The sequence below is a fragment of the Mesorhizobium sp. WSM4819 genome (assembly GCF_055811215.1).
Genome location: NZ_JBVVQO010000008.1, coordinates 25,566 through 49,639 on the forward strand (window position 1 = coordinate 25,566; position 24,074 = coordinate 49,639).

22 protein-coding genes and 2 pseudogenes are annotated in these 24,074 nt (G+C 61.6%); 5 read left to right on the forward strand and 19 right to left on the reverse strand.

The window, feature by feature from the left end:
• Positions 1 to 6: 6 nt before the first annotated feature.
• From trbB to glmS, 4 genes are all read right to left on the reverse strand, one after another.
• A complete protein-coding gene (trbB, locus tag AC0L18_RS09745) occupies positions 7 to 975 on the reverse strand; it encodes a P-type conjugative transfer ATPase TrbB (RefSeq protein ID WP_473491895.1) in 969 nt (322 codons plus the stop codon).
• Positions 972 to 1,385 (reverse strand): CopG family transcriptional regulator, encoded by a 414-nt coding sequence (locus tag AC0L18_RS09750; protein ID WP_473491896.1) that lies wholly within the window; start codon positions 1,383 to 1,385, stop codon positions 972 to 974. Before AC0L18_RS09750 ends, trbB begins: the two co-directional genes overlap by 4 nt.
• Before the next feature lie 120 nt (positions 1,386 to 1,505).
• A complete protein-coding gene (locus tag AC0L18_RS09755; protein ID WP_473492063.1) occupies positions 1,506 to 3,536 on the reverse strand; it encodes a conjugal transfer protein TraG in 2,031 nt (676 codons plus the stop codon).
• A gap of 246 nt (positions 3,537 to 3,782) precedes the next feature.
• Entirely contained in the window at positions 3,783 to 5,606 is a 1,824-nt protein-coding gene (gene glmS / locus AC0L18_RS09760; RefSeq protein ID WP_473491897.1) for a glutamine--fructose-6-phosphate transaminase (isomerizing), read from the reverse strand.
• A 326-nt stretch (positions 5,607 to 5,932) separates the two neighbouring features.
• On the opposite strand from glmS, the gene AC0L18_RS09765 reads away from it, so the two are divergent.
• Positions 5,933 to 6,154, forward strand: a complete 222-nt coding sequence (locus tag AC0L18_RS09765) for a hypothetical protein (protein ID WP_473491898.1) — start codon at positions 5,933 to 5,935, stop codon at positions 6,152 to 6,154.
• Between the two features lie 429 nt (positions 6,155 to 6,583).
• Here the strand turns inward: AC0L18_RS09765 and AC0L18_RS09770 are convergent, their stop codons facing one another.
• The 6 genes from AC0L18_RS09770 to AC0L18_RS09795 form a co-directional block, all read right to left on the reverse strand.
• Positions 6,584 to 6,883, reverse strand: a complete 300-nt coding sequence (locus AC0L18_RS09770; protein ID WP_473491900.1) for a hypothetical protein — start codon at positions 6,881 to 6,883, stop codon at positions 6,584 to 6,586.
• A gap of 574 nt (positions 6,884 to 7,457) precedes the next feature.
• On the reverse strand, positions 7,458 to 9,428 hold the full coding sequence (gene rlxS, locus AC0L18_RS09775) for a relaxase/mobilization nuclease RlxS (protein WP_473491901.1): 1,971 nt from the start codon (positions 9,426 to 9,428) through the stop codon (positions 7,458 to 7,460).
• Positions 9,429 to 9,638: 210 nt separating this feature from the next.
• Positions 9,639 to 10,322 carry a lytic transglycosylase domain-containing protein gene (locus AC0L18_RS09780; RefSeq protein ID WP_473491903.1) on the reverse strand — a complete coding sequence of 228 codons (684 nt, stop codon included), beginning with the start codon at positions 10,320 to 10,322 and terminating at the stop codon, positions 9,639 to 9,641.
• A complete protein-coding gene (locus tag AC0L18_RS09785; protein ID WP_473491905.1) occupies positions 10,310 to 10,858 on the reverse strand; it encodes a S26 family signal peptidase in 549 nt (182 codons plus the stop codon). The genes AC0L18_RS09780 and AC0L18_RS09785 overlap by 13 nt, the downstream gene beginning before the upstream one ends.
• Complete coding sequence (locus AC0L18_RS09790) at positions 10,855 to 11,124, reverse strand: helix-turn-helix transcriptional regulator (RefSeq protein ID WP_473491906.1); 270 nt, start codon at positions 11,122 to 11,124, stop codon at positions 10,855 to 10,857. Before AC0L18_RS09790 ends, AC0L18_RS09785 begins: the two co-directional genes overlap by 4 nt.
• A gap of 176 nt (positions 11,125 to 11,300) precedes the next feature.
• Entirely contained in the window at positions 11,301 to 11,624 is a 324-nt protein-coding gene (locus AC0L18_RS09795) for a DUF736 domain-containing protein (protein WP_065010508.1), read from the reverse strand.
• 757 nt (positions 11,625 to 12,381) lie between these two features.
• Between AC0L18_RS09795 and AC0L18_RS09800 the strand changes: the two genes are divergently transcribed.
• Positions 12,382 to 12,570, forward strand: coding sequence for a hypothetical protein (locus AC0L18_RS09800; RefSeq protein WP_473491908.1), 189 nt, complete (start codon positions 12,382 to 12,384; stop codon positions 12,568 to 12,570).
• A 252-nt stretch (positions 12,571 to 12,822) separates the two neighbouring features.
• Here AC0L18_RS09800 and AC0L18_RS09805 read toward each other — a convergent pair whose 3' ends face one another.
• From AC0L18_RS09805 to AC0L18_RS09815, 3 genes are all read right to left on the reverse strand, one after another.
• Entirely contained in the window at positions 12,823 to 13,113 is a 291-nt protein-coding gene (locus AC0L18_RS09805) for a ParB N-terminal domain-containing protein (protein ID WP_473491909.1), read from the reverse strand.
• 77 nt (positions 13,114 to 13,190) lie between these two features.
• Positions 13,191 to 13,610: a DUF2958 domain-containing protein gene (locus AC0L18_RS09810; protein ID WP_473491911.1), complete on the reverse strand. Its 420-nt coding sequence runs from the start codon at positions 13,608 to 13,610 to the stop codon at positions 13,191 to 13,193.
• 144 nt (positions 13,611 to 13,754) lie between these two features.
• On the reverse strand, positions 13,755 to 14,741 hold the full coding sequence (locus AC0L18_RS09815; protein ID WP_473491913.1) for an ArdC family protein: 987 nt from the start codon (positions 14,739 to 14,741) through the stop codon (positions 13,755 to 13,757).
• Positions 14,742 to 15,094: 353 nt separating this feature from the next.
• Here AC0L18_RS09815 and AC0L18_RS09820 point away from each other — a divergent pair, with 353 nt between their 5' ends.
• Positions 15,095 to 16,267, forward strand: a complete 1,173-nt coding sequence (locus AC0L18_RS09820; protein ID WP_473491914.1) for an IS110 family RNA-guided transposase — start codon at positions 15,095 to 15,097, stop codon at positions 16,265 to 16,267.
• 646 nt (positions 16,268 to 16,913) lie between these two features.
• Here AC0L18_RS09820 and AC0L18_RS09825 read toward each other — a convergent pair.
• The 6 genes and pseudogenes from AC0L18_RS09825 to queC form a co-directional block, all read right to left on the reverse strand.
• The gene (locus tag AC0L18_RS09825) at positions 16,914 to 17,630 is read right to left on the reverse strand and encodes a DsbA family protein (RefSeq protein WP_473491915.1); all 717 of its coding nucleotides are present in this window, start codon (positions 17,628 to 17,630) and stop codon (positions 16,914 to 16,916) included.
• 332 nt (positions 17,631 to 17,962) lie between these two features.
• Positions 17,963 to 18,934, reverse strand: a pseudogene (locus tag AC0L18_RS09830) (cation:dicarboxylate symporter family transporter); the annotation flags it as partial.
• 413 nt (positions 18,935 to 19,347) lie between these two features.
• Positions 19,348 to 20,424: a glycosyltransferase family 9 protein gene (locus AC0L18_RS09835; RefSeq protein WP_473491917.1), complete on the reverse strand. Its 1,077-nt coding sequence runs from the start codon at positions 20,422 to 20,424 to the stop codon at positions 19,348 to 19,350.
• A 431-nt stretch (positions 20,425 to 20,855) separates the two neighbouring features.
• Positions 20,856 to 21,590 (reverse strand): 7-carboxy-7-deazaguanine synthase QueE, encoded by a 735-nt coding sequence (gene queE, locus AC0L18_RS09840; RefSeq protein WP_473491919.1) that lies wholly within the window; start codon positions 21,588 to 21,590, stop codon positions 20,856 to 20,858.
• A complete protein-coding gene (gene queD, locus AC0L18_RS09845; protein ID WP_065010611.1) occupies positions 21,587 to 21,943 on the reverse strand; it encodes a 6-carboxytetrahydropterin synthase QueD in 357 nt (118 codons plus the stop codon). Before queD ends, queE begins: the two co-directional genes overlap by 4 nt.
• On the reverse strand, positions 21,943 to 22,641 hold the full coding sequence (gene queC, locus AC0L18_RS09850; protein WP_473491920.1) for a 7-cyano-7-deazaguanine synthase QueC: 699 nt from the start codon (positions 22,639 to 22,641) through the stop codon (positions 21,943 to 21,945). The genes queD and queC overlap by 1 nt, the downstream gene beginning before the upstream one ends.
• Before the next feature lie 419 nt (positions 22,642 to 23,060).
• On the opposite strand from queC, the pseudogene AC0L18_RS09855 reads away from it, so the two are divergent.
• Both AC0L18_RS09855 and AC0L18_RS09860 read left to right on the forward strand, forming a co-directional pair.
• Positions 23,061 to 23,451: pseudogene (locus AC0L18_RS09855) on the forward strand (hypothetical protein).
• Between the two features lie 3 nt (positions 23,452 to 23,454).
• Positions 23,455 to 23,745 (forward strand): hypothetical protein, encoded by a 291-nt coding sequence (locus tag AC0L18_RS09860; protein ID WP_473491921.1) that lies wholly within the window; start codon positions 23,455 to 23,457, stop codon positions 23,743 to 23,745.
• Positions 23,746 to 24,074 lie beyond the last annotated feature (329 nt).

Sequence of the window (24,074 nt, forward strand, 5' to 3'; positions counted from 1 at the left end):
GGCCTTTCAAAACTGCTGAAGTTGCGGGAGCGTCAGTTGGGTGACGGCGTAATCGCCGCTGCCGTCGAGACCGTTGACCTCGGCGATGGCGTCAACGCGGCGCGAGGATCCGCGCCCGGCGATGAAGACAATCAGATCGATGGCATCGGCGATCAGACGGCGTGGTACAGTGACGACGGCTTCCTGCGCGAGTTGCTCGATCCGGTAGAGGGCGGAGCGCGCCGAATTGGCGTGAACCGTTGCGATGCCGCCGGGGTGGCCAGTGTTCCATGCCTTCAGCATATCGAGGGCTTCCGCACCCCGGACTTCGCCGACGACGATGCGGTCGGGCCTGAGCCGCAGCGTCGAGCGTACGAGATCGGCAAGCGTCACCGAGCCCCGTCTTGTCCTGAGTGCAACGCAGTCCTTGGCAGCGCACTGCAGCTCGCGTGTGTCTTCGATCAGGATTACCCGCTCGTCGCATTCCGCGACTTCGACCAGCAGCGCATTGGCGAGCGTGGTTTTACCCGACGACGTGCCGCCTGCGACCAATATGTTGCGCCGCTCGCGCACGGCCTTCCTCAGCGCATCGGCCTGCAGCGGCAGCATGATTTGGTCGGCGACATAGTTGGCCAACGTGTAGAGTTTTGCGGCCGGTTTACGGATGGCGAAGCATGGCGCCAGAACGACTGGCGGCAACAGCCCCTCGAAGCGCTCGCCCGAGGGCAGTTCGGCGCTGACGATCGGACTACCCGCATGCGCCTCGGCACGCACATGGGAAGCGACCAGGCGAACGATGCGTTCCGCCTCGGATGGGTGCATATGCACGCCGGTACCGACCCGACCTTCTCCCAGCCGGTCGAGCCGCAGCGCACCGTCGGGATTGACCATCACCTCGACAACAGATGAATCGGCAAGGGCCTCAGCGATTGCCGGGCCCATGGCGGTGCGCAACATGGCACGATGGCGATGGTCGACCTCCGGATGAGAACTCATCCTTCCCCTCCCCCGCCATTATCCGTCCCAAGCGACGGTTTGCCGGAGGCGATCTGGCGGCCCACTTGCTCGACGAAATTGTCGAAGCGCTCCTGGGCAATCGCCTGCGTCGCCCTGTCCGGGACTGGCGTGTGAGCATGAAGCGTGATGGAAAAGCGAATGAAGAGCGCCAGGCTCTCTAGGATCATCTCGACGTCGCGTCTGACATGACCGAGGTCACGAGAAAGACGGTCGAGCCTTACGCCGTAGCGCCGGTCGAGCTCGTTCTCGCCACGCCGCTCGATAAAGGCCTCGACTGCCTTCGCCACGATCGCTGATTTGGTCGTCGATGGATCGCGGTTGAGGTCGTCCAGTTTCTTGCTCAGGTCGGGTTCGAGCAGAAACTGATGACGAATGCGCTGAGGGCTCATGTGGCTCGTTCCAACTGTCCCAGCGCTGTTGCGCGGGCGGGAACGAGCATCGGCGACTTCCTCGAAATTGCTTATGGCCGTTATCTACGCTGATTTGCGCTCTGCCTTCGGCAGCTTCTTTCAGAAGCCGGGTACGATGTCCTTGTTGTCGCCCGTTCCCTCGTTGATGCCATAGGCGCGTGCGGCAGTGGAAATTCGGTCCATCACGCGCCTGTCGGCAACTGCCTCGCTATCATCGTCCGCGGGCTTGAGCAGGTCGTCCCGATCGGGCTCCAGGGTGACGGCTGTATGCTCTTCAGGCAGACCCGGATGTCGCTGTTGCTGGACACCTCCTTCATCTTCAATTGCCTCGCCCGCGCTTTCGCCGCCGCCAGCAAGACGGCGGTCAACGCCCCGCACCTGCCCGATCCAACAGTCCGGGCGCGGTACTGGCCGATCCGCGTAAGCGCCGCCGCGCAATACCGGCGCAGAAAGCACGCGCTCGGTGAAATTTCGATCCTGGTAGTAGCGCAGCTTCTTTGCCCGGATCGGCGGCAGCCCTGAAACCAACACCAGTTCATCGGCTTGCGGCAACTGCATCACCTCGCCCGGTGTCAATAGTGGGCGGGCGGTCTCCTGGCGGCTAACCATCACGTGCGACAGCCAGGGGGCCAAGCGATGGCCGGCATAGTTGCGCATGGACCTCAGCTCCGTTGCCGTGCCGAGCGCGTCCGAAATGCGTTTGGCCGTGCGCTCGTCATTGGAGGAAAAGGCAATCCGCACATGGCAGTTGTCGAGAATGGCATTGTTGTCCCCATACGCCTTGGAGATCTGGTTCAAGGATTGCGCGATCAGATATGCACGGATGCCATAGCCGGCCATGAAGGCGAGCGCGGTTTCGAAGAAATCAAGGCGACCGAGCGCCGGGAATTCGTCCAGCATCATGAGCAGTTGATGCTTCCTGCTCTTCTTAGGATCCCCCTCCAGCCGCTCCGTCAGACGCCTGCCGATCTGATTGAGCACAAGTCGCACCAGCGGCTTCGTGCGCGAGATGTCCGATGGCGGCACGACCAGATAGAGTGACATCGGTCGCTCGGCATCCAGGAGGTCGGCAATGCGCCAGTCGCAGGCTGATGTCGCTGCCGCCACGGTAGGATCGCGATAGAGGCCGAGGAACGACATGGCGGTCGAAAGAACGCCTGAACGCTCGTTCTCCGACTTGTTCAACACCTCGCGAGCTGCCGAGGCCACGACAGGATGGACCTGGGGCTTATCCGCCGCGCCGAGATGGTTGGTCGTCATCATCCGCCGTAGCGTCGCGGCAAACGAGCGTTGCGGGTCCGACAGGAAGGTGGCGACGCGAGCGAGCGTCTTTTCCTCTTCGGCGTAAAGCACGTGCAAAATGGCGCCGACCAAGAGTGAGTGACTGGTTTTCTCCCAGTGGTTCCGCCGGTCCAGCGCGCCTTCCGGATCTACCAGGATGTCGGCGATGTTCTGGACGTCGCGGACCTCATCTGGACCTTTTCGTACCTCCAGCAGCGGGTTATAGCGCGCCGACCTCGGATCGGTCGGATTGAACAGGAGACAGTAGGAGAACTTCGAGCGCCAGCCGGAGGTCAACTGCCAGTTCTCGCCTTTGATATCGTGAATGACGGCCGAGCCGGTCCAGGATAGAAGAGTTGGAACAACCAGTCCGATGCCCTTGCCTGATCGTGTTGGGGCAAAGGCCATGACGTGCTCGGGCCCGTCATGGCGCAGATAGCGATCCTTCAGCTTGCCTAGGAAAACGCCGGCCGGCCGAAACAGCCCTGCCGTCTCGATCTCGTGAGTCGCGGCCCACCTTGACGAGCCATATGTGGTGACCGACCCGAGCTGTCGCGCGCGCCAGAGCGAGCCGGCGATCGCGGCGGCACAGCCCACCAACCCACTGGCGCCGGCAAGCGCACCGGCCTTATCGAAGACCTCGGGCGCATAAGCGTCGAAGTGGAACCACCATTCGAACAGTTTCCACGGCTTGTAGATCTGCCAGCCAGCCGCGACTAACCATGGCGCGCCGAGTGGCGGTTGATGGCCGAGCATGTGGGCGCACCACTGCGTGGCCGCCCATACGCCGAGTATCACGATTGCGAACACGACGGCGATCTGCCCAATCAGCAACTTCGTAGGCGTCATTGGCTTGCTCCGCAGTTCTGGACATGCGGGGCCAAGCATCGCGCGGTGCGATGTGAACTGAAATGCACACTACGCACGACCAGGTGCGATGAGGGAATGGGCAGGATCGCTCAGACTGGAACTTTCGGTGGAGCAAATATGCCCATTTGGCCGCAGACCTGATCTGCGTCTCGTCGACATCCTAATGCCGGTGACGCTTTGAAGTGTATTTCCGATGGACGCATGCCACCTGTGAGCGCGTCACAATCATTCGACGGTGACCGATTTTGCGAGATTGCGCGGCTGGTCGACATCTTTGCCCATGGAGACCGCCGTATGATAGGCAAGAAGCTGTATCGGTAGCGAGAAAATCATAGGTGCGATAATCTCGTCGACGGCCGGCAGCACGATCGTATGCATCGTGTCGAGTTTCGACGCAGCGGCCCCATTTTCATCGGTGATGAGGATAATCCGCCCTCCACGGGCGGCCGCTTCCTCCATATTGGAGACGGTCTTGTTGAAAAAGCGATCATGTGGCGCGATGACGATCACTGGCATGTTCTCGTCTATCAATGCGATCGGACCATGCTTCAATTCGCCAGCCGCATAGCCCTCAGCATGGATGTAGGAAATCTCCTTGAGCTTTAGCGCACCTTCCATCGCCAGTGGGAAACTGGTGCCGCGGCCAATATACAGGACACCATGACACTTTGACAGTTCGCGCGACAGGAGCTCGATATCTGGCTGGATGCTGTTCAGTACCCGGCCCATGACGCCCGGCATTTCGGCAAGGCTCCGGACGAGCGCCTTCACCTCATATTCAGTTAGCGTTCCACGGTCCTTGGCAGCGCCGATGGCGAGTGTGGCCAGAACCGCAAGCTGGCACGTGAAAGCCTTGGTGGAGGCGACGCCGATCTCCGGGCCGGCAAGGATCGGGAAGATCGCGTCGGCCTCCCGAGCGATGGTCGATTCGCGGGAATTGACGACAGCGCCGGTTTTCAGCCCACGCCCCTTGCAGTACCTCAGGGACGCGAGCGTATCGGCGGTTTCGCCGGATTGCGAAATGAAAAGAGCCGCCGATTCGGGCGGCAACGGGATCTCCCGGTAGCGGAATTCGGACGCAACGTCGATTTCGACCGGCAGGCGCGCATAGCGCTCGAACCAGTATTTTGCGATCAGTCCGGCCAGATAGGCGGTGCCGCAAGCCGAGATCGCCAGGCTCGGGATGCTGGCGAAATCTATGCTCGAAACCGTATCGACGCGATTCCCTTCGAAGTTGATGTAATGACCGAGCGCACGGGCGATGACCTCGGGCTGCTCGTAAATTTCCTTCTCCATGAAGTGGCGACGGTTGCCCTTATTGGCCAGGTATGCCCCGGCCGTGGAAGTCTGGCGCGGACGTTCGACGGGATGGCCATCGAAATCGAAGATATCGGCGCCTGCCTTGCCGATAACGGCCCAGTCGCCGTCGACGAGATATGTGATTGCATTTGTGAAGGGAGCTAGCGCCATGGCGTCGGAGCCCAGGAACATCTCGCCGTCGCCGTGACCGATCGCCAGCGGTGGTCCATTGCGCGCCGCCATGATGGTCGACGGATCGTCCTCGAAGAGAATGGCAAGCGCGTGGGCGCCCCTGACGCGCTTCAGCATGGCGTGCATTGCCTCACCCCGCCCCATGCCCTCCCGGCGGTGTCTTGCCAAGAGATGCACGACGACCTCGGTGTCGGTGTCGGTCTGGAACTCGGCGCCCGCCGCCACCAGTTCGTCCTTCAACTCGGCGAAATTCTCGATAATGCCGTTGTGAACGACGGCCACACCGTCCGTAAAGTGCGGGTGCGCGTTGCGCTCAGTCGGTGCCCCATGCGTTGCCCAGCGCGTGTGTGCGATGCCGATGGTGCCACTCAGTGGCTCTTCCTTCAACCTCGTCTCGAGATTGATGAGCTTGCCCTTGGCGCGCCGGCAGTGCAACGAGCCCTCGGTGATGGTGGCAACGCCGGCTGAGTCGTATCCTCGATATTCGAGACGCTTCAAAGCGTCGACCAACCGATCAGACACCGGCTGATGCCCAACGATACCAACAATCCCGCACATGATCGTCTCCGAATTCTTCCCGGTAGCCTCAGCCGACCCGAAGGGCACCGCCCGGCGCTGAGCCTCCTAGTAGAATTAGGTAAAACAGGTAAAATCGATTGTTGGGATGGCTGCCATCCAGCCAGTGGATAGAAGAGGACGTGTTGACCAGCGAGAAACGGTACGCGCGGTGCCGGCTTGCGTCCACCAACCGCCAGTTGCGACGAGTTTCCGTAGTCGGCTGAGGCGTAACGATCCTCGCAATATCCGCTTTTTACATGCTGTTGACTCGCCCAGTTAACGGCCCTTAGATCCACTGACTGCTACAATGCTTCGGGGTTTTCAAAATGCCGTTCAAACGGGTCGGTCTATACCCTGCCGATCTCGATCTATGCCAACGGGTATTCGACCAGATATGCAGTGACGAGCATATCGCCCGCTCATCGTTGGAGGCGGACAATCTCGCCCTGGATATTTTGGTCGCGTTGGAAGAAGAGGCTGACGCGGATGAGGCTGAGCTGCTTGAACTCATCAGATCGAAGCGGCGGGCTACTCGTCATCTCCGCTGAGGGATGCAGTCACCCGGACCTTCCCTTTGCCTGTTCGACTGCCTTGCTGGCCGCCTTGGCAAACTCCTGCATGTTTGCTCACGCGCACTGTCGGCCGTCTGGAACTTGCGCCAAACTCATCAGTTCTGGACAATGCCAAACAGCGCCTGGCAACGACCCTGGCTTCCATCGGCACGCTGACATCCCGGCCGGCGGCCAACGCCCCTCAAGGCGTGGCCTGGAAGCGTCGCAGCGCCCGCGGCAGCGCGGCGGCCAATCTTGACTGCGTCTCGACACGAGGTCGGCGCTTCACCGGAAACGACGCAAGGGCAGCGACAAGCACATGCGCAGGAGCCTGCCGCGGCAGTCACCTGAACCAGCAAGCGGCCGCGGGTGTTCTTCCGCTTTCATCCGGGCTTCGCCGTCAACCCAAAGCGGACAGCTGATGTGCTACAAAAACCGGACTACGACAACTTCGGCGTCGAGCTCCGGCCGGAGTTTCGCCACCACCGGGCCGACCCCCATCTCAAAGAAGTAGACAGCCTCTATAGGGGCGTTTGCGGTTTCGAGTTGGGTTCTCAATGGCAGATAGCTGCGGTGAAGGTGTGGGCTGAGCAATTGCGGGTCGGCCGGAGACATGCGCAGCAGCAGTTCGTTTTTATGTGCCGTTGCTGGGTTATGAATCGGCTGCGCACGGTCGCGGTCTTTTGAGTAGGCAAGGCCAATTTTCGAGGTGTTGGGGCTGCTCATGGCTCCCCTCCCGAATTGGGACGGAAGCATGATGCTCGCCTACAGCCGACGATGCTCGTAACGTTTATCGCCGATGTCGACATTGTTACACCCATCGATGCGACGAGCCTCGCCTTTCGGAGCATAATAGCGGTTCACCTCGTCCACCCATCAGCTTGGAAAGCGGCGATACTCTGATGCTCGAAGCGCATGGCCAAACTGCTCGACCTCGTCAGATCGTTCGCGAGCCATTGAAGCGGAGGCGGACTCGTTGCTCGGAATGCCCTTATCCTCATGCCATGTGGAAGGGCATCCACAGCGACAGCAGCCGGGAGGAGCTCGATCCCTTGTTTTTTGTCGAGCTGGTTCAGCAAATGTCCTCGACGTTTGCGCGAGCTCCGGCAAGCTTAACGGCGATCTGGCGCGAGCCCGAGCATATTGGTTAGAATGGGATCGCAATTGGCCACGGGGCGCGCTGTCGTTGGTCCGATAGACCTACCAGAGCTGGTGGCACTCACGCTCTCGGAGCGCCTTGGTCGAACTCTTGCCGGGCCAGTCCAAGGCACACCGCACTCACGCATGGCTGCCACACAAGTTACGAAACGCTAGGCCCACTCCTTTGCCGACCGATGTTCCAAGAGATACCGTCTCGCTGCACTATGCCAGAAATCTCTTTGCCGACATGCCGCTCGAGCACCGGCCGCCACGGGACGAGCACAAACTCGCGCGATTTCTCGATAAGGGCGTATTTGCCGCTGGCGAGCTCAACTGAGCGGCGGAGAGTGCCTTGTACCCGGTCTCCGGGTCGCACTTCAGCATAGGACAGACCGAGCTCTTCCGAGAGCTGATCGGCAACACGGTTCAGTTCACGCTGGCGGAGGATCGAAATCATGTTGGCGCGATAGACGGTGCGGTCCTGCTCTTCATGCGCGAGACCCTGAGCAATCAGCCATTGCCGCCTGCGGGCTTGCGCCTCCCGCACCTCACGGCCAAAGCCGGAGTTGCGCAGGGCCTCCGGTGCATCGGAAACCATTTCCCGGTCGATCCAGGTGGCACCGTCGAACCCGATTTGCTGATCCAGCGGCATTGATGAGAGCTTGTCGACGACAACAGGCACAGCCATGGCTCGCTTGCGCTCGTAGTCGGTGACTTGGTCGAGATGGTTCGGCGCGATGATCCATGTGCCGTCGGCTTCGCGCCTGAGAGTGCCGGTCTCGCGGCGAATGGCTTCCAGACGACGCACATGGGTTTCGGCGAAGCGTTCGCTGGCAGACGGATCGTGCTTCAGGTGGATATCAACATTGTAGCGCCCGCCATGGACGGCAGCGATCTCGACGACGGTGCGGTCAACCTGCCTCGGCCCGGTATTTCTCGGCGTGACACGGACGATGCAGCCGTCGGGCGTTGGTTCGGTGGCCTCGCCTTTGCCGACATCGATGTAGTGGCTTTTCCCGTCCACCCCATCCACAATGAGGTAGTGGCGGTCGTTGATCTCGTCGGCAAGCCCGCGCGCCACAAGGCGGCCAACGAAAGGTTGCGCGAGCTGCCCGGATTGATCGTGGATCACACAGTCGGCTGCACTTCGGGATAGTCCTCTACCCGCAATGTCTCGGTGCATCGTCTTGATTATGTCACCGCGCTCGCCGATGCGCTGCAGTGTCGCTTCGAGCTCATCGTCGAGGCGCCAGCGGCCGGAGCTGATCTCCTCGGCCAGACCCATCCGTCCGAGCTTGCGCAGGCGGCCCTGGTGCAGGGTCTGTCGAAAGGCGTCGCGGCCGACCGGAGAAACCAGTCCGTCGCTGTCGCGGATGCTGAGCAGCTGCCGGTCGATGCTGGTGAAGCGCTCCTGCTCCATTTCCTGGCGCAGGCGGTGCTCGATCTCGCGATCGGTTCGTGGACCGAGATCGAGGCTGACCAGCTCGGCGGTCCGTTCGCGGATTCCGCTTGAGATATATTCCCGCGCGATGACGAGGTTCTCGCCGCGGTCGTCCTTGCCACGGACGATGATATGGGTGTGCGGATGGCCGGTGTTGAAATGATCGACGGCAACCCAATCGAGCTTCGTGCCGAGATCCTCCTCCATCTGCGCCATGAGCCGGCGCGTGAGTGGCTTCAGGTCGTCATACTGGATGCCGTCTTCGGGTGCGACGATGAAGCGGAATTGATGCCGATCGCCATCGGCACGATCAAGGAAGGCTTTGCCGTCGACGCGATCACTGTCGGCGTCGTAGAGCTCGCCAGGCGCGCCTTCCCGGGTAACGCCGTCGCGTTGGATGTAGCGCAGATGCGCACGCGCCCCACCCTGGCCTTTGCCGGCCAGCTTGACGACGCGCGCCTTGACCACCACCCGCCGCTGCCGGAAGGCAGCATACCTGTCGCGTGATTTCAGCAGCGCGGCGGCCGCTCCGCCGCGCCCTGCCCGGCTGCCGTTAAAGCGGCCGCCGCGCTGGGGCCGGCCGCCGGCTCTGTTGATCGCCGCCTGGACCTGGCTGGCGAAGCGTTTGCCTGCCTTCGAGCCGCGTGAGCCTATTCTGCCGAGCTTCGGCCTGAATTCGTCATCCTGCATCGTGGCCTCCCAGAATTTCAAGCAGTGTCAGATACTTGCGTGTCCCACACTCCCGGCTCTGCCAGCAGCCTCCGGGAAAAACGATGTGCAGACAAAGACTTCGCCGCCTCCTGGAGGCAATGCCTTTATCTTGCCTTACGCCGCCCTTCCGCTTTCCGGCTTCCGCACCCGCCCTTTCGGCCCCGCAAAACCGCGTCCCCGCTCGCCGAGTCACCCGCCATTCGGTTTCGTCCGAGCGCGATTGACGCGCAGCGGCACAAAGAGATCGCCTTTCGCTTCGCCGGCGCGAACGCCGTTACGAAGGAAAAAGAGCGAGCGGCCGGAGGGAGCGTTTTGGCTATTTGGCGCCTTGGAGTCCCCTTCGACTTGATCAATGTCGTCCGCCGAAATCCCCGTCCCCCTGAGCTGTTTGAGATAGGCAACCGTCTCCTTGGGCAGCGGCTTCCCACGATTCAAATGCTCTTCGTAGCGCTCGGGTCCTGCGTTATAGGCGGCAAACAGGCCGGGGAATCCGAAGCGGTCAAACATGGCGCTGAGATAGGCGGTTCCGGCGAGAATATTGTCACGCGGATCGTGCGGATCGGCTCCCAGACCGTGCTCGGCACGCATGTCCTCATACGTTTCCGGCATCACCTGCATGAGGCCCATTGCGCCCGCGCGTGAGGTAATTGGGCGGCCGTCGAGCATGGTCTTGCCGCCGCTTTCTGCATCCATGACGGCGTAAATCCAGGCCTGAGGAATACGGAAGCGTCTGCTTGCTTCGTCTGTGAACTCCTGCCACCTTTGAAGGTGCGGAATTTGGGAGATGGCGACCGGCTCAGCGCCGGTCGAGGCGGAACAGGCGCTTGGCGCAAAGGCGATCATGCCGAACATCAGCAGGGTCACTCGGTCCATAGCGGCACGAGCCTCCCGATGACATTTGCGCGCGGCACCGGCCCGAAGTAGCGGCTGTCGAATGACCGAATATCGTCGCTGCCGAGCAGGAACATTTCGTTGTCGGCGAGTGTCCGGCACCCGTTCCACCATGGCAGCGGGCGGCCTCGGGTATCCTTCGCCAGCCGTCGCGCGACGATCTCGCCTTCGATGATGATCGCGTCATTGAAGGCGCAGACATCGTCGCCCGGAACCGCGGCAAGACGTTTTACCAGCGGCACGTTGCGGGGCAGATAGCCGCGTTCGGCGGCGAGTTCGGCGAGCGATTCTGGCGGGCGGGCGAGCACCAGATCGCCCCGAGCCGGCGCTGCAAACCCGAGGCGATAGAGGCCGACGGGCGCGCTGGCAGAGGCGTTCAAGACCAGCCAGGGCCTTGGTTTGACGGTGCCGGCGAAGCCGATCACGGTCAGTCCAATCACGGCAGCGGCGATGGTTTTGCGTGCCTGGAGGCGCCGCAGGCGGCTGCCGATCAGACGGATGGAAGGGCGCCGGCTCATGCTCGGCCTCCCTGGCCGGCTTGGCCGGAACCGGCCTCACCACCCTCGTTACCGGCGTACTGCGGGTGTCCTTTCGACCATCCGTCGAGTTCGTCGATGTGGTAGCGGACATAGCGGCCGTGCTTGCGGAATTTCGGGCCGCTGCCCGTGAGCCGCATCTTTTCCAGCGTGCGCTGGGAGAGCCCGATATAGAAGGCGGCTTGGGCCGTGCTGAGAAAGGGACTGCCCTTTTTGGCGCGGGCCGCGCGTTCGTTTTCGTCGTCCATGGTGATCCTCGTTTCGCTTCGGACAAGCGAGGGCGAGGATGGTCGAGCGAGATCGCCTCCGGGACGGGCGAAGAGTCCGGGGAGAGTTTTCGCCGCCTTTTCGGGCGGACGGGTTTGGCTGGAGCGCCTGGGAATGAGCCCCGCGCCGGCTGGGGCGCGAGGCTCGGGTCGGCCGATCAGTCGGCCGGGTTCCAGATGATGGCGTAGGTGTCGTCATCGTCCTGGCCGGCGGCGCGGCCGAGATTGGCATAGAGCTTGCGCGGTCCGAACTCCGGCGCCGCAATCGACAGGCTCACATAGTCCTTGCCGGAGGTTTCGCCGGTGCGGATCCAGCCGGCGCCAACTTCGACCCCTTGCGTCAGCACCCGGAAGTCGGGATGGTTGTCGGCGCTCTTGGCCTGGTTGGGGACGATGTCGATGTCGGCGCGGACGCTGAGCGTCTTGAGCTGGCCCTTGTAGCCGCCGTTTTCCTGCTTGTTGACGTAACCGATCGCGGTCATTTCGAAGTCTCCTTTTGCTGTCGCCGGGGACCATCCCCTGCGATGGCGGACCGTAATGGGCGCGTCCGGACCGCCTGAACCCGACAGGGCCGAAGCGATAGCGGAGGACCCGAGCGGGCAGCTTTTTTGAAGCGAAGCGGCGCGAGGAAGCCGCCGCAGGCGGCGGGGAAAAAAGCTGATCGGCGAGGGTTTCGGGCGGCCGGATCCGCCCATAGGTCACAAGCCAGCCGCAGGGGAATGGTCCTTGAAGAGAGCAGGAGATCGTGGGAAACGCGGTCGCTACAGCCAGGCAGGAGGGGCGGGAATTTACAAGGCCTGCGGCTGATCAGGTGCCCACGCCGATCGAGATCGGGACCGCAGGTTGGGCGCAGATCAGGCATCGGGCGGGCGGGCCTATCCATGGGGATCAGGAGTTTGCCGGCCTGGATTTTGGTGCGCGATGCGGGGCAATGGAAGCTCGAACATGCAGCCACTGCGACCGGGGTTCAGTGCCGAAGGGCTGCTGCCGAGAAGCCGCGGCCCGGCCGTGACAGGCTATTCGCAGACGGACGGCGACCTGACCCGTGCCCATTGATCGGCGGTGCGGAAGCCGCCTCGATCAGTGTAGCTTTCGACCGGAATTTCATCCAGCACGGCAGCCAGGTCTCGACTTGTCTGCCGCCGACTTCGGCAAGCATGGAATTGGCAATTTCCTTGTCGCGCAACGAATCGAGAATGCGTCGTCCGGTTGCCAGCAAGCGCCGATGTCGACATTCAGATGCTTGCCGAGCGCCTCGATGACGGCGCTGCCGGCTTCAAGTGTCTCGGCAATGACGATGCTGAGAACGCGCACGACATGATCGTCGCGGAGCGCCAGGAGCCGCGCGAAGATGCTTGCCGTGCCGAGGTCGTCGCCATTGCCGCAGCGATTTTGCCATCCTCATCCGGTTGCCCAAACAGCGCCTAGACCTCGCGCCGTTTTTCGGCGAACGCGGCTTCCGCTGCTTCCGGCGAGGCTTGCGGCCACGATCTCGCTGCAAGCGCGCTACGGTTCGCGGCGAACCTGCCACAGGCCGGAACCCGCTATCGCATGCGCGACCATCAGGCGAAGTGCTTCGCTCGGATGGTCGAGCAGCCCAAGCGCACGCCTCTCTGATCAGCCGTGACAACGTCTCCCATTGCGACACTTCGTCGGAGTCGAGGCGGGCGACGTTCTCGATCAACGAGGCTTCGAGGGCATCGGCGTCCTCGCCAGCCTCCATGATGGCGCAGGGCAAGGGATCGGCTTTACCTCGCTCGTCGGCGAGCGATTTTGCGGCGAAATAGCGCGCCGTCCGGCGACGATCTCGAAGCTTTCCGGCGAGCCGTTGGGCCGCGCCAGGAGCGGCACGAGGACGCCGCGCGCGCGGACGGACGGCAGAATGTCGGACAGGTCGGGCGCGCGTTTTCCGTGGCGCATGTTGAGGCCGGAAATATTCAGTCGGTCGAGCGGAATATGGGCAAGCTTCATGTCTTTCTCCTTCGTTTGGGGTGCGATTGTCCCCGCCGGGGAGACCGAAGGCCGATGCGGCGGGGACGGGTTTGCGCCTAGCGGCGCTCTGGCTCCGCCGCGTCTGGCGGAAGCTCGGAATGGGATTTGGCAAGTGCTTCCGCTGCCTGCCGCAGAAGCCGCTCGGCTTCGGTGATCTGGCCGGCGCTGCGCGCGGCCTCCGCATAAACGGACAGCGGAAAACGCGCTATGAAACAAAGGTCGCGCTCGATGCCCAGTCCGAGCGGACCCTTGATGGACTCGAGTTCGGCAAGGCTGACGCTGCCGAGTTCAGGGAAGCCGAAGCCGAGGTCGCAAAGGCCGAACAGCGTGTCGCCGTCTGCATCGAGTTCGGTCAGAAGCCAGATCGCAGGACCGGCCGGATCGAACAGTTTCACGACGGGTGCGTGGTCGGTTTCGGTGTCGGCAGCGCCGTTGGCGAGGAGCCGGGCGCGCAGTTCATCGGTGATCAGGATCATTGCGGAATTCCTTCAAGACGGTTCGGGCTGATTGAGTGCGGCTTTTTGAAACAGGCGGATACGAGCGGCTGGTGCGCCGCGCGCGGGCGCGCATCGGCGCGCCGTCAGAAGCGCAAGGCGGTCGCGCATGGCGATGGAGCGCCGTCACGCGGCGATCTCGGCATTCGCCTCACCTTCGATTTCGGCATGCGCCTCACCTTCGACGTCGGTCTTAAGGCCAAGCAGGAAATCGGCGGCTTTCGAGGCGTGGCTGGCGGCGCGGAAAATGGCGCGATTGTCCTCGCGCAGCACCTTCAGCCATGAGCCGATATAGTCGGCGTGGCGCACCGTCGGCTCAATGCCGAGACTGCTGCAGACGAAAGCCGCTGCGATTTCGGCAACCAGTTCCTCGCGCGCATAGGCCTTGGAGCCGAACGAGCCGGAGAGGTCACGCGCAAGCCGCGTCGGGTGGCCGGTCCAGTGGCCAAGCTCGTGAAAGCAGGTCCGGTAATAGTCGATCTGGTGGAAGAAAGCCGGCTGGGGCGGCACCTGGATGGTGTCGCTGCCGGGCATGTAGAAGGCGCGATCGCCGCCAATGCGAAAATCAGCACCGCTTGCATGAATGAGCGCCTCGGCTTGCGGGACGATCTGGCGCGCGGGCAGCGGTTCGGCGGCGGCATAGAGATGTTCGGGCAGGTTATCGCACTGCGCGACATTGAAGACGGTAAAGCGCTTCAAAAAAGGCACGGCCTGCGGCTCGTCGCCATCGGCCTTGGCGCGTTCCTTTTCGACCTTGGGAATAAAGCGGTCAGCGTGAACGATGGTCGTGCCGCGCTCGCCCTTCCTGACATTACCGCCAAGGGCAAGCGCCTGCCGGAACGTGAGCCAGTTCTGGCTCGGGTATGAGCGCTCGATGACGGCGCCCCACAGGATCAGGATATTGATGCCGGAATAGCGGCGCTGGGTGGCTGCATTCCTAGGCAGGCCAGGGGCTGCCTTTGCCCTGCCCCAGGGCTTGACCCATGGCAAGGTGCCGCGCTCCAGTTCGGCAATGATGCGGTCTGTGATCTCCTGGTAGAGGCTGGCGCCTGAGCGCCCGCCCTTGCCCGTGCCAGCCTCGCGGCTGCCGGAACGCTTCTTGTTTGCACGCATTGTCTGGTCCTCCGTTCGCCAATCGCGCCCTCCCCGGAAGATCCCATGGGCGGTGGAGGCAGCGCTCGATCCCGATCTCGCGTGCCTGCCCCCGTGAGTGGGGTGGGCGGCAGAACGCGACTGGCTTGGCCCGCTGAACGAGGCAGGCCGCACCCGAAGGCTCGGAACGGAGTGGAGGATGTGAGCGGAGCGAACATTGCGGCCTGCCGCAGCGGGCCTAGAAAGGAGCGTCGCCCACCCCGCGAGCGGGGGCAGGCAACAACCAAAACCACATCGCGAAGCGATGACTGCAGCTGCGATCAACTCGCTTTGGCCGGCGTATTGCTCATGAACAACTTGGAGGGATAGAACACATGAAAGCTGAAAACGTGACTGAGATTGAAACCGATGCGGTCCACACGACACTCGGCGCTATCTTCCTGTCCCTGGAACTCAGTCGCTCGAGCTGGTTGGTGACAAGCTTGTTGCCGTGCAACGGAGAGAAGATGTCAAAGCGCGTCGTCAAGGCAGGCGATACGGCCGGATTGTTCGATCTTATCAGCCAGTTGAAGGCGACGGTTCGGCGCAGAACGGGCCGTGACATGCCGGTGATCGCAATCCAGGAGGCTGGCCTGGACGGCTTCTGGATACATCGGATCCTTGAGCGTGACGGTATAGAAAGCCATGTGGTTGATGCAGCATCCATTGCCACGTCACGCAGGATGCGCCGGGCGAAGACGGACAAGCTGGATGGCGAGACCCTCCTTCGCGCCCTGCTTGCCTACAAGCGCGGCGAGCCGCGGGTATGCGCCATGGTCGTTCCGCCATCGCCCGAGCAAGAGGACCGAAAGCGCAACAGCCGTGAGCGACGCGCTCTCATCGCGGAGCGGATCAAGATCGTGAACCGGGTCAAGGGGCTCTTGTTCTCGCAGGGCATCGTTGGATTTGAGCCGCTGAAGCGGGACCGCCGCACTCGACTGGAAGAACTTAGGACCGGAGACGGTCGTGAACTACCGTCGAATCTCAAAGCGGAGATTGTCCGTGCACTGGACCGGATCGAGCTCGTGCTTCGGCAAATCAAGGACGTGGAAGCAGCACGTGACGAAGTGGCTCGCAATGAAGGCGACCCATCAAAAGTCGCCAATGGAATGTCGATGCTCAAGCAACTGCGCGGCGTGGGAGCGGACTTTGCCGAGGTGCTTTGGTCCGAGGGTCTGTATCGCGAATTTGCGAATCGAAGGCAGCTTGCCTCCTATGCCGGTCTGACGCCGACACCGTGGCAAAGCGGATCGATCAGCCGGGAACAGGGCGTATCGAAAGCGGGCAATCCGAGGCTGAGGACCGTGATGGTGCAATTGTCATGGTTCTGGCTTTTGCATCAACCTCGATCGGCTTTAGCACAATGGTTCCAGGAGAGGGTCGCGCTCGACGGTGGCAGGCGCCGGAAGCCGGCCATTATTGCGCTCGCGAGAAAACTTCTGATCGCGCTATGGAAGTATGTTCATCATGGTGCTGTCATTGAGGGCGCTGTCATGAAGCCGGCATGATCAACGTACTCTTTTCCATCCGCCGGGATTGATCGCTCCCGGCTGATCCTGGGCGAACGAACCTCCCACCCCACTTGGCCTAAAATGCCGTCCGGAAGATTGGTCGCGTTCCCCTGAGCCTTACCGACGAAAGCGGGATGTTGGTGCAGCTGCCACAGCGCAGCGACCGTATGTGAGTTTGGACCGGTCTTATCACCGCGCCAAGACGACAGGCTCGGACCTAGGATCAGAACGCATTGAGGTAGATATGCGTAGACAGCCTTGACGACAAAGTCCCCATGTGAGCGGGGTGGGCGGCGAAAGCGACCGGAAAGGCCCGCCGTAGAAGGCGGACCGCATCCGAAGGACCGGAACGAAGAGGAGGACCCGGAGCGGCAAGCGGAGGGTTGCGGGATGCCGCGGCGGGCCTAGAAGGGAGTGCCGCCCACCGCGCGCCACCGGGGAAGGCCACCACAAAAATCGACGCCGGCCAGCTGGCCGGCGACCGTCAGCAGCCGACAGGCTGCCGGCGTCAAGGGGGCGAAGCCGGATGGCCGAGACCGCCTGAGCCTGTCGAAGAAAAAGCGGGCTCGGTGCACGAGCACCCGGCGCGCGCCTTCAGGCGCGCGGGCGCTCAGGACTCTGGTCCCGAGAGCAGTTGATGCGGTCAAAATGCCGATTTTGCAGCTGTGGAAGACTGAACCTTGGCGTTTGCGCGCACATCGGCGATGCAGATTCGCAGCCCGGCCGTCTCTACCACCCCGGCTATCACTTCGTCGCCGACCACCAACGCCGGCGTGCCGGTGATGTACAGCTCGTTCGCGAGCGCGCGATCGCGTGCGATGGCTTCGGTGATGGCCGGGCCTTCCATATCCCGCTTGAGCTGCTCAACATCGAGGCCGACACGTGCCGCAATGACTAGGGTGGTTCTTTGGTTCACCAAGCCAGGAAAAGCAAAAAGGGCGCGATTGAACGCCTCATATTTTCCCTGTTTGTGGGAGGCGAGCGCCGCACGCGCGGCGAATTCGGAAGCAGGTCCCAGGACCGGGAGCTGTTTACGCACAATCCTCAGATTGGGATCATGCTCGAGGGCTTGCTGGAGAATGAGGTCCATTTCCTTGCACGGCGGGCAGTTGTAATCGAGGAATGAGACCAGGGGGACGTCACCCTGCGGATTGCCGGCGATTGGCGAGGCGAGGTCGTTGAGGAGTGCGTCGCGATGCTGCGGAATGAGTCTCCTCAAGTCCGCCGCGAGCAAGGCGTTCATCTCCGAGCCGTTGCAGGTCGTCAACCTATCTGGCTGTCGCCTTAGCGTTCCCAGCACGGACAGGGCGAGGACTAAAAAACCGATTACGGCGACAAGGACGGCGTTTTGCTTTGACATGGGTCGGGCTCCAATCAGCCGTTAGCGGGGCGGCAACGGCTGGCCTTTTGGCGTGAAAGTTGGTCGTCGCTTTGGATCGCTTGCCCGGCAGTTCCCGCAGTATCGGCAGTCGCGGGGGGCTCACAATGTCGATGCCGGCGCCATCTGGCGGTTGATTAATGACGGCTTCGCTCCAACGGGCTGACTGCAATAGCTGAGCGGCGTTCGCGAGTTGCCAGCCGAGACCACCGGTCATCACGCCGGGCGATCTGCCCTTCAACGCCCGAGCGCCGAAGGACCCGCTCGTGAGAGCCTTTGCCAATCGTCCATCATCCGGCTCCCCCTGCTCCGGGCAACACGAGCCTTCCCACTGCGTTGCCGAGAAAAATGGTCAGCACACGGCACTCCGACACAAAGTGGTCGACGCCAAGAATAAGCGTCGCGCCGGCAGCTGGGGCGGTCGGAACGACAAAGAGCGCTGCAGCCAACGTGAGGAGGCCCGCACCGGTAATGCGAGTTGTTCCCTTCGAAGAGAGCAAGGCGACGAACAGCAGCAGGATCCGACCGCCGATCGACAGATCCGTGTTCGTCGCCTGGGCGAGGAAGAGGGGGACCAGCGTCATGTGGATATTGGTGCCGTGCAGATTGAATGAATATGCGGCCGGGATGCCGAGGCCCACGACCGAACGCCTGGCGCTCGCCCCTTCGACGGGCGCGGCCCTCATCAGAATGCCGACCAGCTTGAACACCGGCGCGAGGAGCGCCTGAAGCAAAGAAAGCACAGGCTTGCCCGTGTCGCCGACCATCGCCAGAGCGATGCCGAACAGCACCGAGAAGAACAGGACCTGCATGATGTCGCCTTCGGCGAAGGCACCGACGATTGACGGCATCAGCAAGCCGGTCACGAACTGCTCGTGGATCTTCGCCGCATAGCCCTTCACGGCCTGAGCATCGAGCGAGGCTTGATCGATGTTGAGGCCGGCACCTGGCTGAACGACATTTGCGACAATGAGACCGACAATCAATGCGAGGCTCGAGAAGGTGAGGAAATAGATCATTGCCTTGCCGGCGACCCGGCCGACCTTCTTGAGATCGTTCATGCCGCCGATGCCGGTCGCAATTGTCAGGAAGATGACAGGCGCGATGATGATCTTCACGAGCTTGATGAAAGCATCGCCGAGCGGCTTCAGAGCCTCTCCGGTCGCCGGATAGAAAAAGCCAACAGCGACGCCAAGGGCGACGGCGGCAAGCACCTGAACGTAAAGCCGCGCAATGTGGGGCTTACGAGGCCCGGCGTTCGCGCTGTGGACTTGTGGAGCTAACACCGTTTCTCTCCCTGCCGGATCGGGGCGGGCTCTTCCTCGCTTCAAGCCCTCTCACTGGCGGCGCTCCGGTCGAACGCTGCTGCCATCTCGGGCGCAAGCGCCGTGCCAAGCAGCGGCGGCGCGATAACGCGCAGGACCTCTCACGCAGTGCCGCATTCGCCGCAGGCGCGTCCTCTCTTAAAAACAAGGGCAGACCGTCGGCGGACATGCGGCCTGGCAGCGGCCGAAAGGTCGTCGAGGCAACCTGTTTGCCTTGGTGGCTGCGATCGGGATCTAGATGGTCAACATCTGGCTATGGCTATGTCCAAGCCATCGCCCAGTCGGCTGAGCCTGTCGGATATCAAACACCGCTGTGAACAGGCGATCGCTACCGCGACCCGTATAGTCTGGCGCTCCATAATCGACCGGGCGTGTTAGGGCATGGGCCCTGAGCTGCTTCTTCGCGCGCGATCGTCGTTCTGGCCGCACCGCCCGCGAGCCACAATAAGTTTGTCCCGCCCCTTACAATAATTCATCAAGGCGTCTACCTCGGCAATCACCAGATCGGGCGTGATGTCGAGCTTGCAGCGGACTTTGACCGGGCAGCGCCGCACCTTGTCCAGACCACATCCCCGACATTCAATAACGCTCATAAGCATGCTGACCAGGGGACCACGAAATCCCCAAATTTCCGGCAGATGTGACGCGGTGAAAATTCCCACAGTAGGGCGGCCAAGCTGGGCAGCGACATGCCCAGTGCCTGAATTGTTCGACACCACGAGCGCGGCCGAATTCATGAGATGATTGAATTCCAATTCTGACAAGTCGACAGCCGTTCGAATCTCCGCGGCCCCACGGTCGCGAGCTGTCATCGCGACCTCCTCAAGCGCTTCCCGGCTTTCGCCACGGCCGACGAGGATCACCTCACGACGGGTAGAAAGAGCAGCGACAAGTTTGCCAAAGTTTTCGATCGGCCAATCGCGCAGGCTGGAATTCGAAAACGGAGCCACGACGATCGGGGACTTGCCTTCTGTCGAACTCTGTCGGCGGCCGGCTTCAATTTCTGCGTCGAAACAGGCCGCTGTCTTTGCGACCAGAAAGAGGAGAATTTCCGACACATGCTGGAGACGTATCTGCTTACGGTCAACGAACCAATCAAGCCATGTGCGAGGGAATTTGTCGGCGATCCCTATTTTTTGGGCCAGCTTGTAGAGGATGGTTCTGCGCAATTTCAGATCGAATGGCGCTATCGCAATATCGATCTGATGCATTCCGTAAGGATCAACTATCGCCGCACGATGCCTGGCGGGGACTTCGAGCAAAATGGGCCTTGTCTCATCCGGGACACGCATATCAATGGCAAGATCAAACTCGCCGGTCAGCAGCGGCCGTATGTCGGCCGCTTTCTTGCGGGTATCGACCTTCGGGTTGCGAGGAAAGAAGTCAAAAGCAACGTAATCGTCGGCGAGGTTGAACTGTTTTGCAGTGTCGATGTTCCAGCTTCCGACCACCAGCGTAATGTGGGCATGCGCAAAGCGCTGACGCAGGACTCCGCTAACAAAGAGAGGTCGGACAGTTCGAAATCGTCGGCCTGCTGCAACTCATTCCCAGGACAATTTCCAGCGCACGTCTGAGCTCATGCAAAGATTTTCCCCTTCCGGGTCCCCTTTCACGCGACAGAGGCAGCGGATGGTCGATGCGTGCCGGTGCTGAGGTCAATGCGAGATTCCGGAAGGTTGAGAAAATCGTTTGTTTCGATGAAGCCCATCCACGCCATGGATAGATGGCTGCCAAGTTTGCGGCCACAATACAACGGAGCGGTAGCCTAGCCGCTCCGGTGCGCGCTCACTTTCGAAGCGCCCAGCACCATCTCGGCATCGAGCACCTCAGGAAGTACCCGGCAGCGCCGCCAAATGGCGGCGCATTTCCCGCACAGGCGCGACTAGACGCCTCTCCTGTTTCCCCAGAGCAAAAGGTGCAACTGCGGCAACACGCGTGCTTCGAACCACCTGTCGTGTGTCACCTTTTCCACAAGCCACTCCATGCGTTTTATTATTCCGTCCAGGTCGACAGGTGCGTCTTCATTGCCAGGGCGCGGTGGCGTGTGATTGCCGGGTTGCAGATAGACCGGAAGGTGCGGAAATCGCGCCGCGGCGTCTTTGGCGTAGGCGTAGTCTTTCTCGTCGAAAACAACGAGCTTGAGCACGATTTGCGGCTTCTGCTGCGCCGCTTCTATGCACGCCCCGAATGCAGCCCAATCGGCCCTCATTTCGCTTGACGGCGGCTTTGGGCTGAGAACCAGCACATCAAGATCCGCAAACCAGTCCCTGACCACCGAACCCTGGGTTTCCAGCGCAAAACGGTAACCTTCACCATGGCCTCGCTCGATCAGCGCACCGAAGGGCTGAATGGCCGGATTACCGCCTGACAGCGACACCATCACTGGCCGGCCACCGGAAAGCCCAACGATGCTTTGCCACACCGCATCGATTGGCATCATCTCCCATTCGTGGCGGAATTGACTGTCCACCGCATGGAGGCTGTCGCACCAGGAGCACCGGTAGTCACACCCGCCGGTTCTGATGAAGACTGTAGGCAAACCGATGAGCACTCCCTCGCCCTGGACCGTGGGCCCAAATATCTCGCTCACACGGATTGCGGGACGCGTGTCCGTCACGGCCGGTATTCCGCCCAGGTTTTCGGGGTTTCGCTCACCCGCACGGCCGCGGTTTCCGGCAGACGTGCCTTGCACCATTCATAGAAATGTCTGGCCAAGTATTCCGCCGTGACTTGCTCATGTCCCAGCACCTCGTTGAGGTGCCGATGGTCGAGGCTCTCGTCGATATAGCGTTTGAGCGGCGCCAGATCATGATAGTCGCGCACGAAGCCGTGCGCGTCCAGGTCCTTCGCCGAAAGTTCCACTTCGACGATGTAGTTATGCCCGTGCAGGCGGGCGCACTGATGATCCGGCGGCAAAGAGGTGAGCTGGTGCGAGGCCGAGAAGTGGAATTCCTTGGTGATGCGGAACATCAGGCGCTCCTCCTCCGCAGGGCCTCGAGCCAGAAGGCAGGGTCTTCGTAGTCGGTAGGATCAGCGTGCCCCGCGAGATGAAACGCCTCGCGCCGCTCCACGCAGGTACCGCACCGTCCGCAGTGACGCTCGCCGCCCTTGTAACACGACCAGGTCTCCGCAAATGGCGTTCCGTGTCTTGCTCCATCCCGGACGATGTGGCCCTTCGTGAGGTTGACGTAAGGCGTGTAAAGACGAATCTCTGCGTAGCCTTCCAGCGCGCGGTCTTGCATCATCTGGAAAGCTTCGATGAAGGCCGGACGGCAATCTGGATAGATGAAATGGTCCCCACCATGGACGGCCATCGCCACCGCTTCGGCCTTGTGCGCGGTGGCGAGACCGAAGGCAATTGCCAACATGATGGCGTTCCGGTTCGGCACTACCGTGATCTTCATCGTGTCTTCGGCGTAGTGGCCGTCCGGCACGTCGAAATTATCGGTGAGCGCTGAGCCGGAAAGGCCGCGGCCGATTTCGGGGATGTTGATGATCTGGTGCGTAGTGTTCAGTCGCTCCGCGCAGAGAGCGGCGAAGCCCAATTCTTTCCTGTGCCGTTGGCCGTAATCGAAAGACAGGAGGCCGGCGAGCTCGTGCTCCGCTGCCACGCTGTGAGCAAGGGAAACGGAGTCCAATCCGCCGGAGCAGATGACAAGAGTCTTCATCGTGGTATCCTTGTTTTGACCGGGTAAGGCTGCGACCGGAGATTTCTCTGCGGTCCCCCTACCCCAGCTAGTCAACTTTGTGAACCCGGTGGGAGTCTGGTCGCTGACGTGCCGTGGCGCAGCGGGCGCCGACCGCGGGCTCTTTCAATGTCCAAACAAGCATATGCTCAGAAGGACAAATGCGAAGCGACTCGAGGCATTGCTGGGGAAGAAGCTGACCTATCCAAATCTGCGCTACGGATGCTTGCACAGGCCACACGCGAATTGGCGAAGTAACGAGGAAGGTACGGAGTTCTTTAACGGCGGGAGTGCAGAAGCCCAAGTTCAAGGACAGTGCGCGCGCCCCGCTTCAGGATCAGTTCGATCTGGAACACGAATCCGCCGTTGCAATCACCCCTATATTGCGCGCAATAGCCTACATGGCGTTGGATGAACTGGATTTGGCGATTTTCCAGATGGCGGTCGAAAGCGTCCGCTCACTCTCCCTAAGCTTCAACGAAAAGGCCGCAGAGATAGCCACGAGGAGCCACGGTGTCCTGGTTTTCGACGTGCGGGGTCGATGGTGACTCGGAGGTCCAGCGGATCGCAGCCATCCGATATCGAGCCGACCAGACGGGCGTGGTCGCGTTGGACAGACAAGGCCTTGTTACCCGCTCTTGCATGGTCAATGGCACTTTCTCACATTTCATTTCGCCATTGGAGAACTGGGCCAGCATGCCCCTGTCAATGCAGGCCAAGATCGATGTCACCGTCCATGCCGGTCTCTTCCTAGGCGCCTTGCGAAATGCCGGTCATATGCTTGGCAGCTAGCATATGACCGGAATGCATCTGCGGATTTTTGGCTCCACCTGCGCGTCCGAGCGGCCGGCCACCGAGGCTCTGTGGCGCGCGGATGTGTCCGGGGAGAGCGCAACGATCTGCTGCACACGTTCAAATATACCTCACGTGCACGAGCCGCGCTCATTAGTTACCTTCTCCTTCACGTTACAGGGATTGCGCGAAAATATTCCGCCGGTGCGCCTGCTTGGCGGTTACGCCGCGCTTCTGCAGTTAATCGAGCAGGAAAATCGCGCAATCAGTGGAGATCCACGAGAACTGGCTTGAGGCGACCCGCTACCTCAACATGGATCATCTGCGCGAGCACAAGAAAGAGAACCTGAGGGCACTGGCCGCCTGAGACGCGGCCCGCCATGTCCGCCGCTCCGCTAACACGGGGGCTGCGCGGCGGACACGCCAACGTCACCGCTAATGCCACGCCATCTTTGCAGAACATGACGCACACAACTAAAGGGACGGCATGGCCGACATCGCCGCGACGCGTCGCTCTTAGGCCTACGGCAGCGTTGACCATGCCAGCACTTCTTAGATGGGAGCATGAATACGAACCCCGTTCGGCGAGCTATTGCGCGATTCACCATTCGTTCACTTTGTTA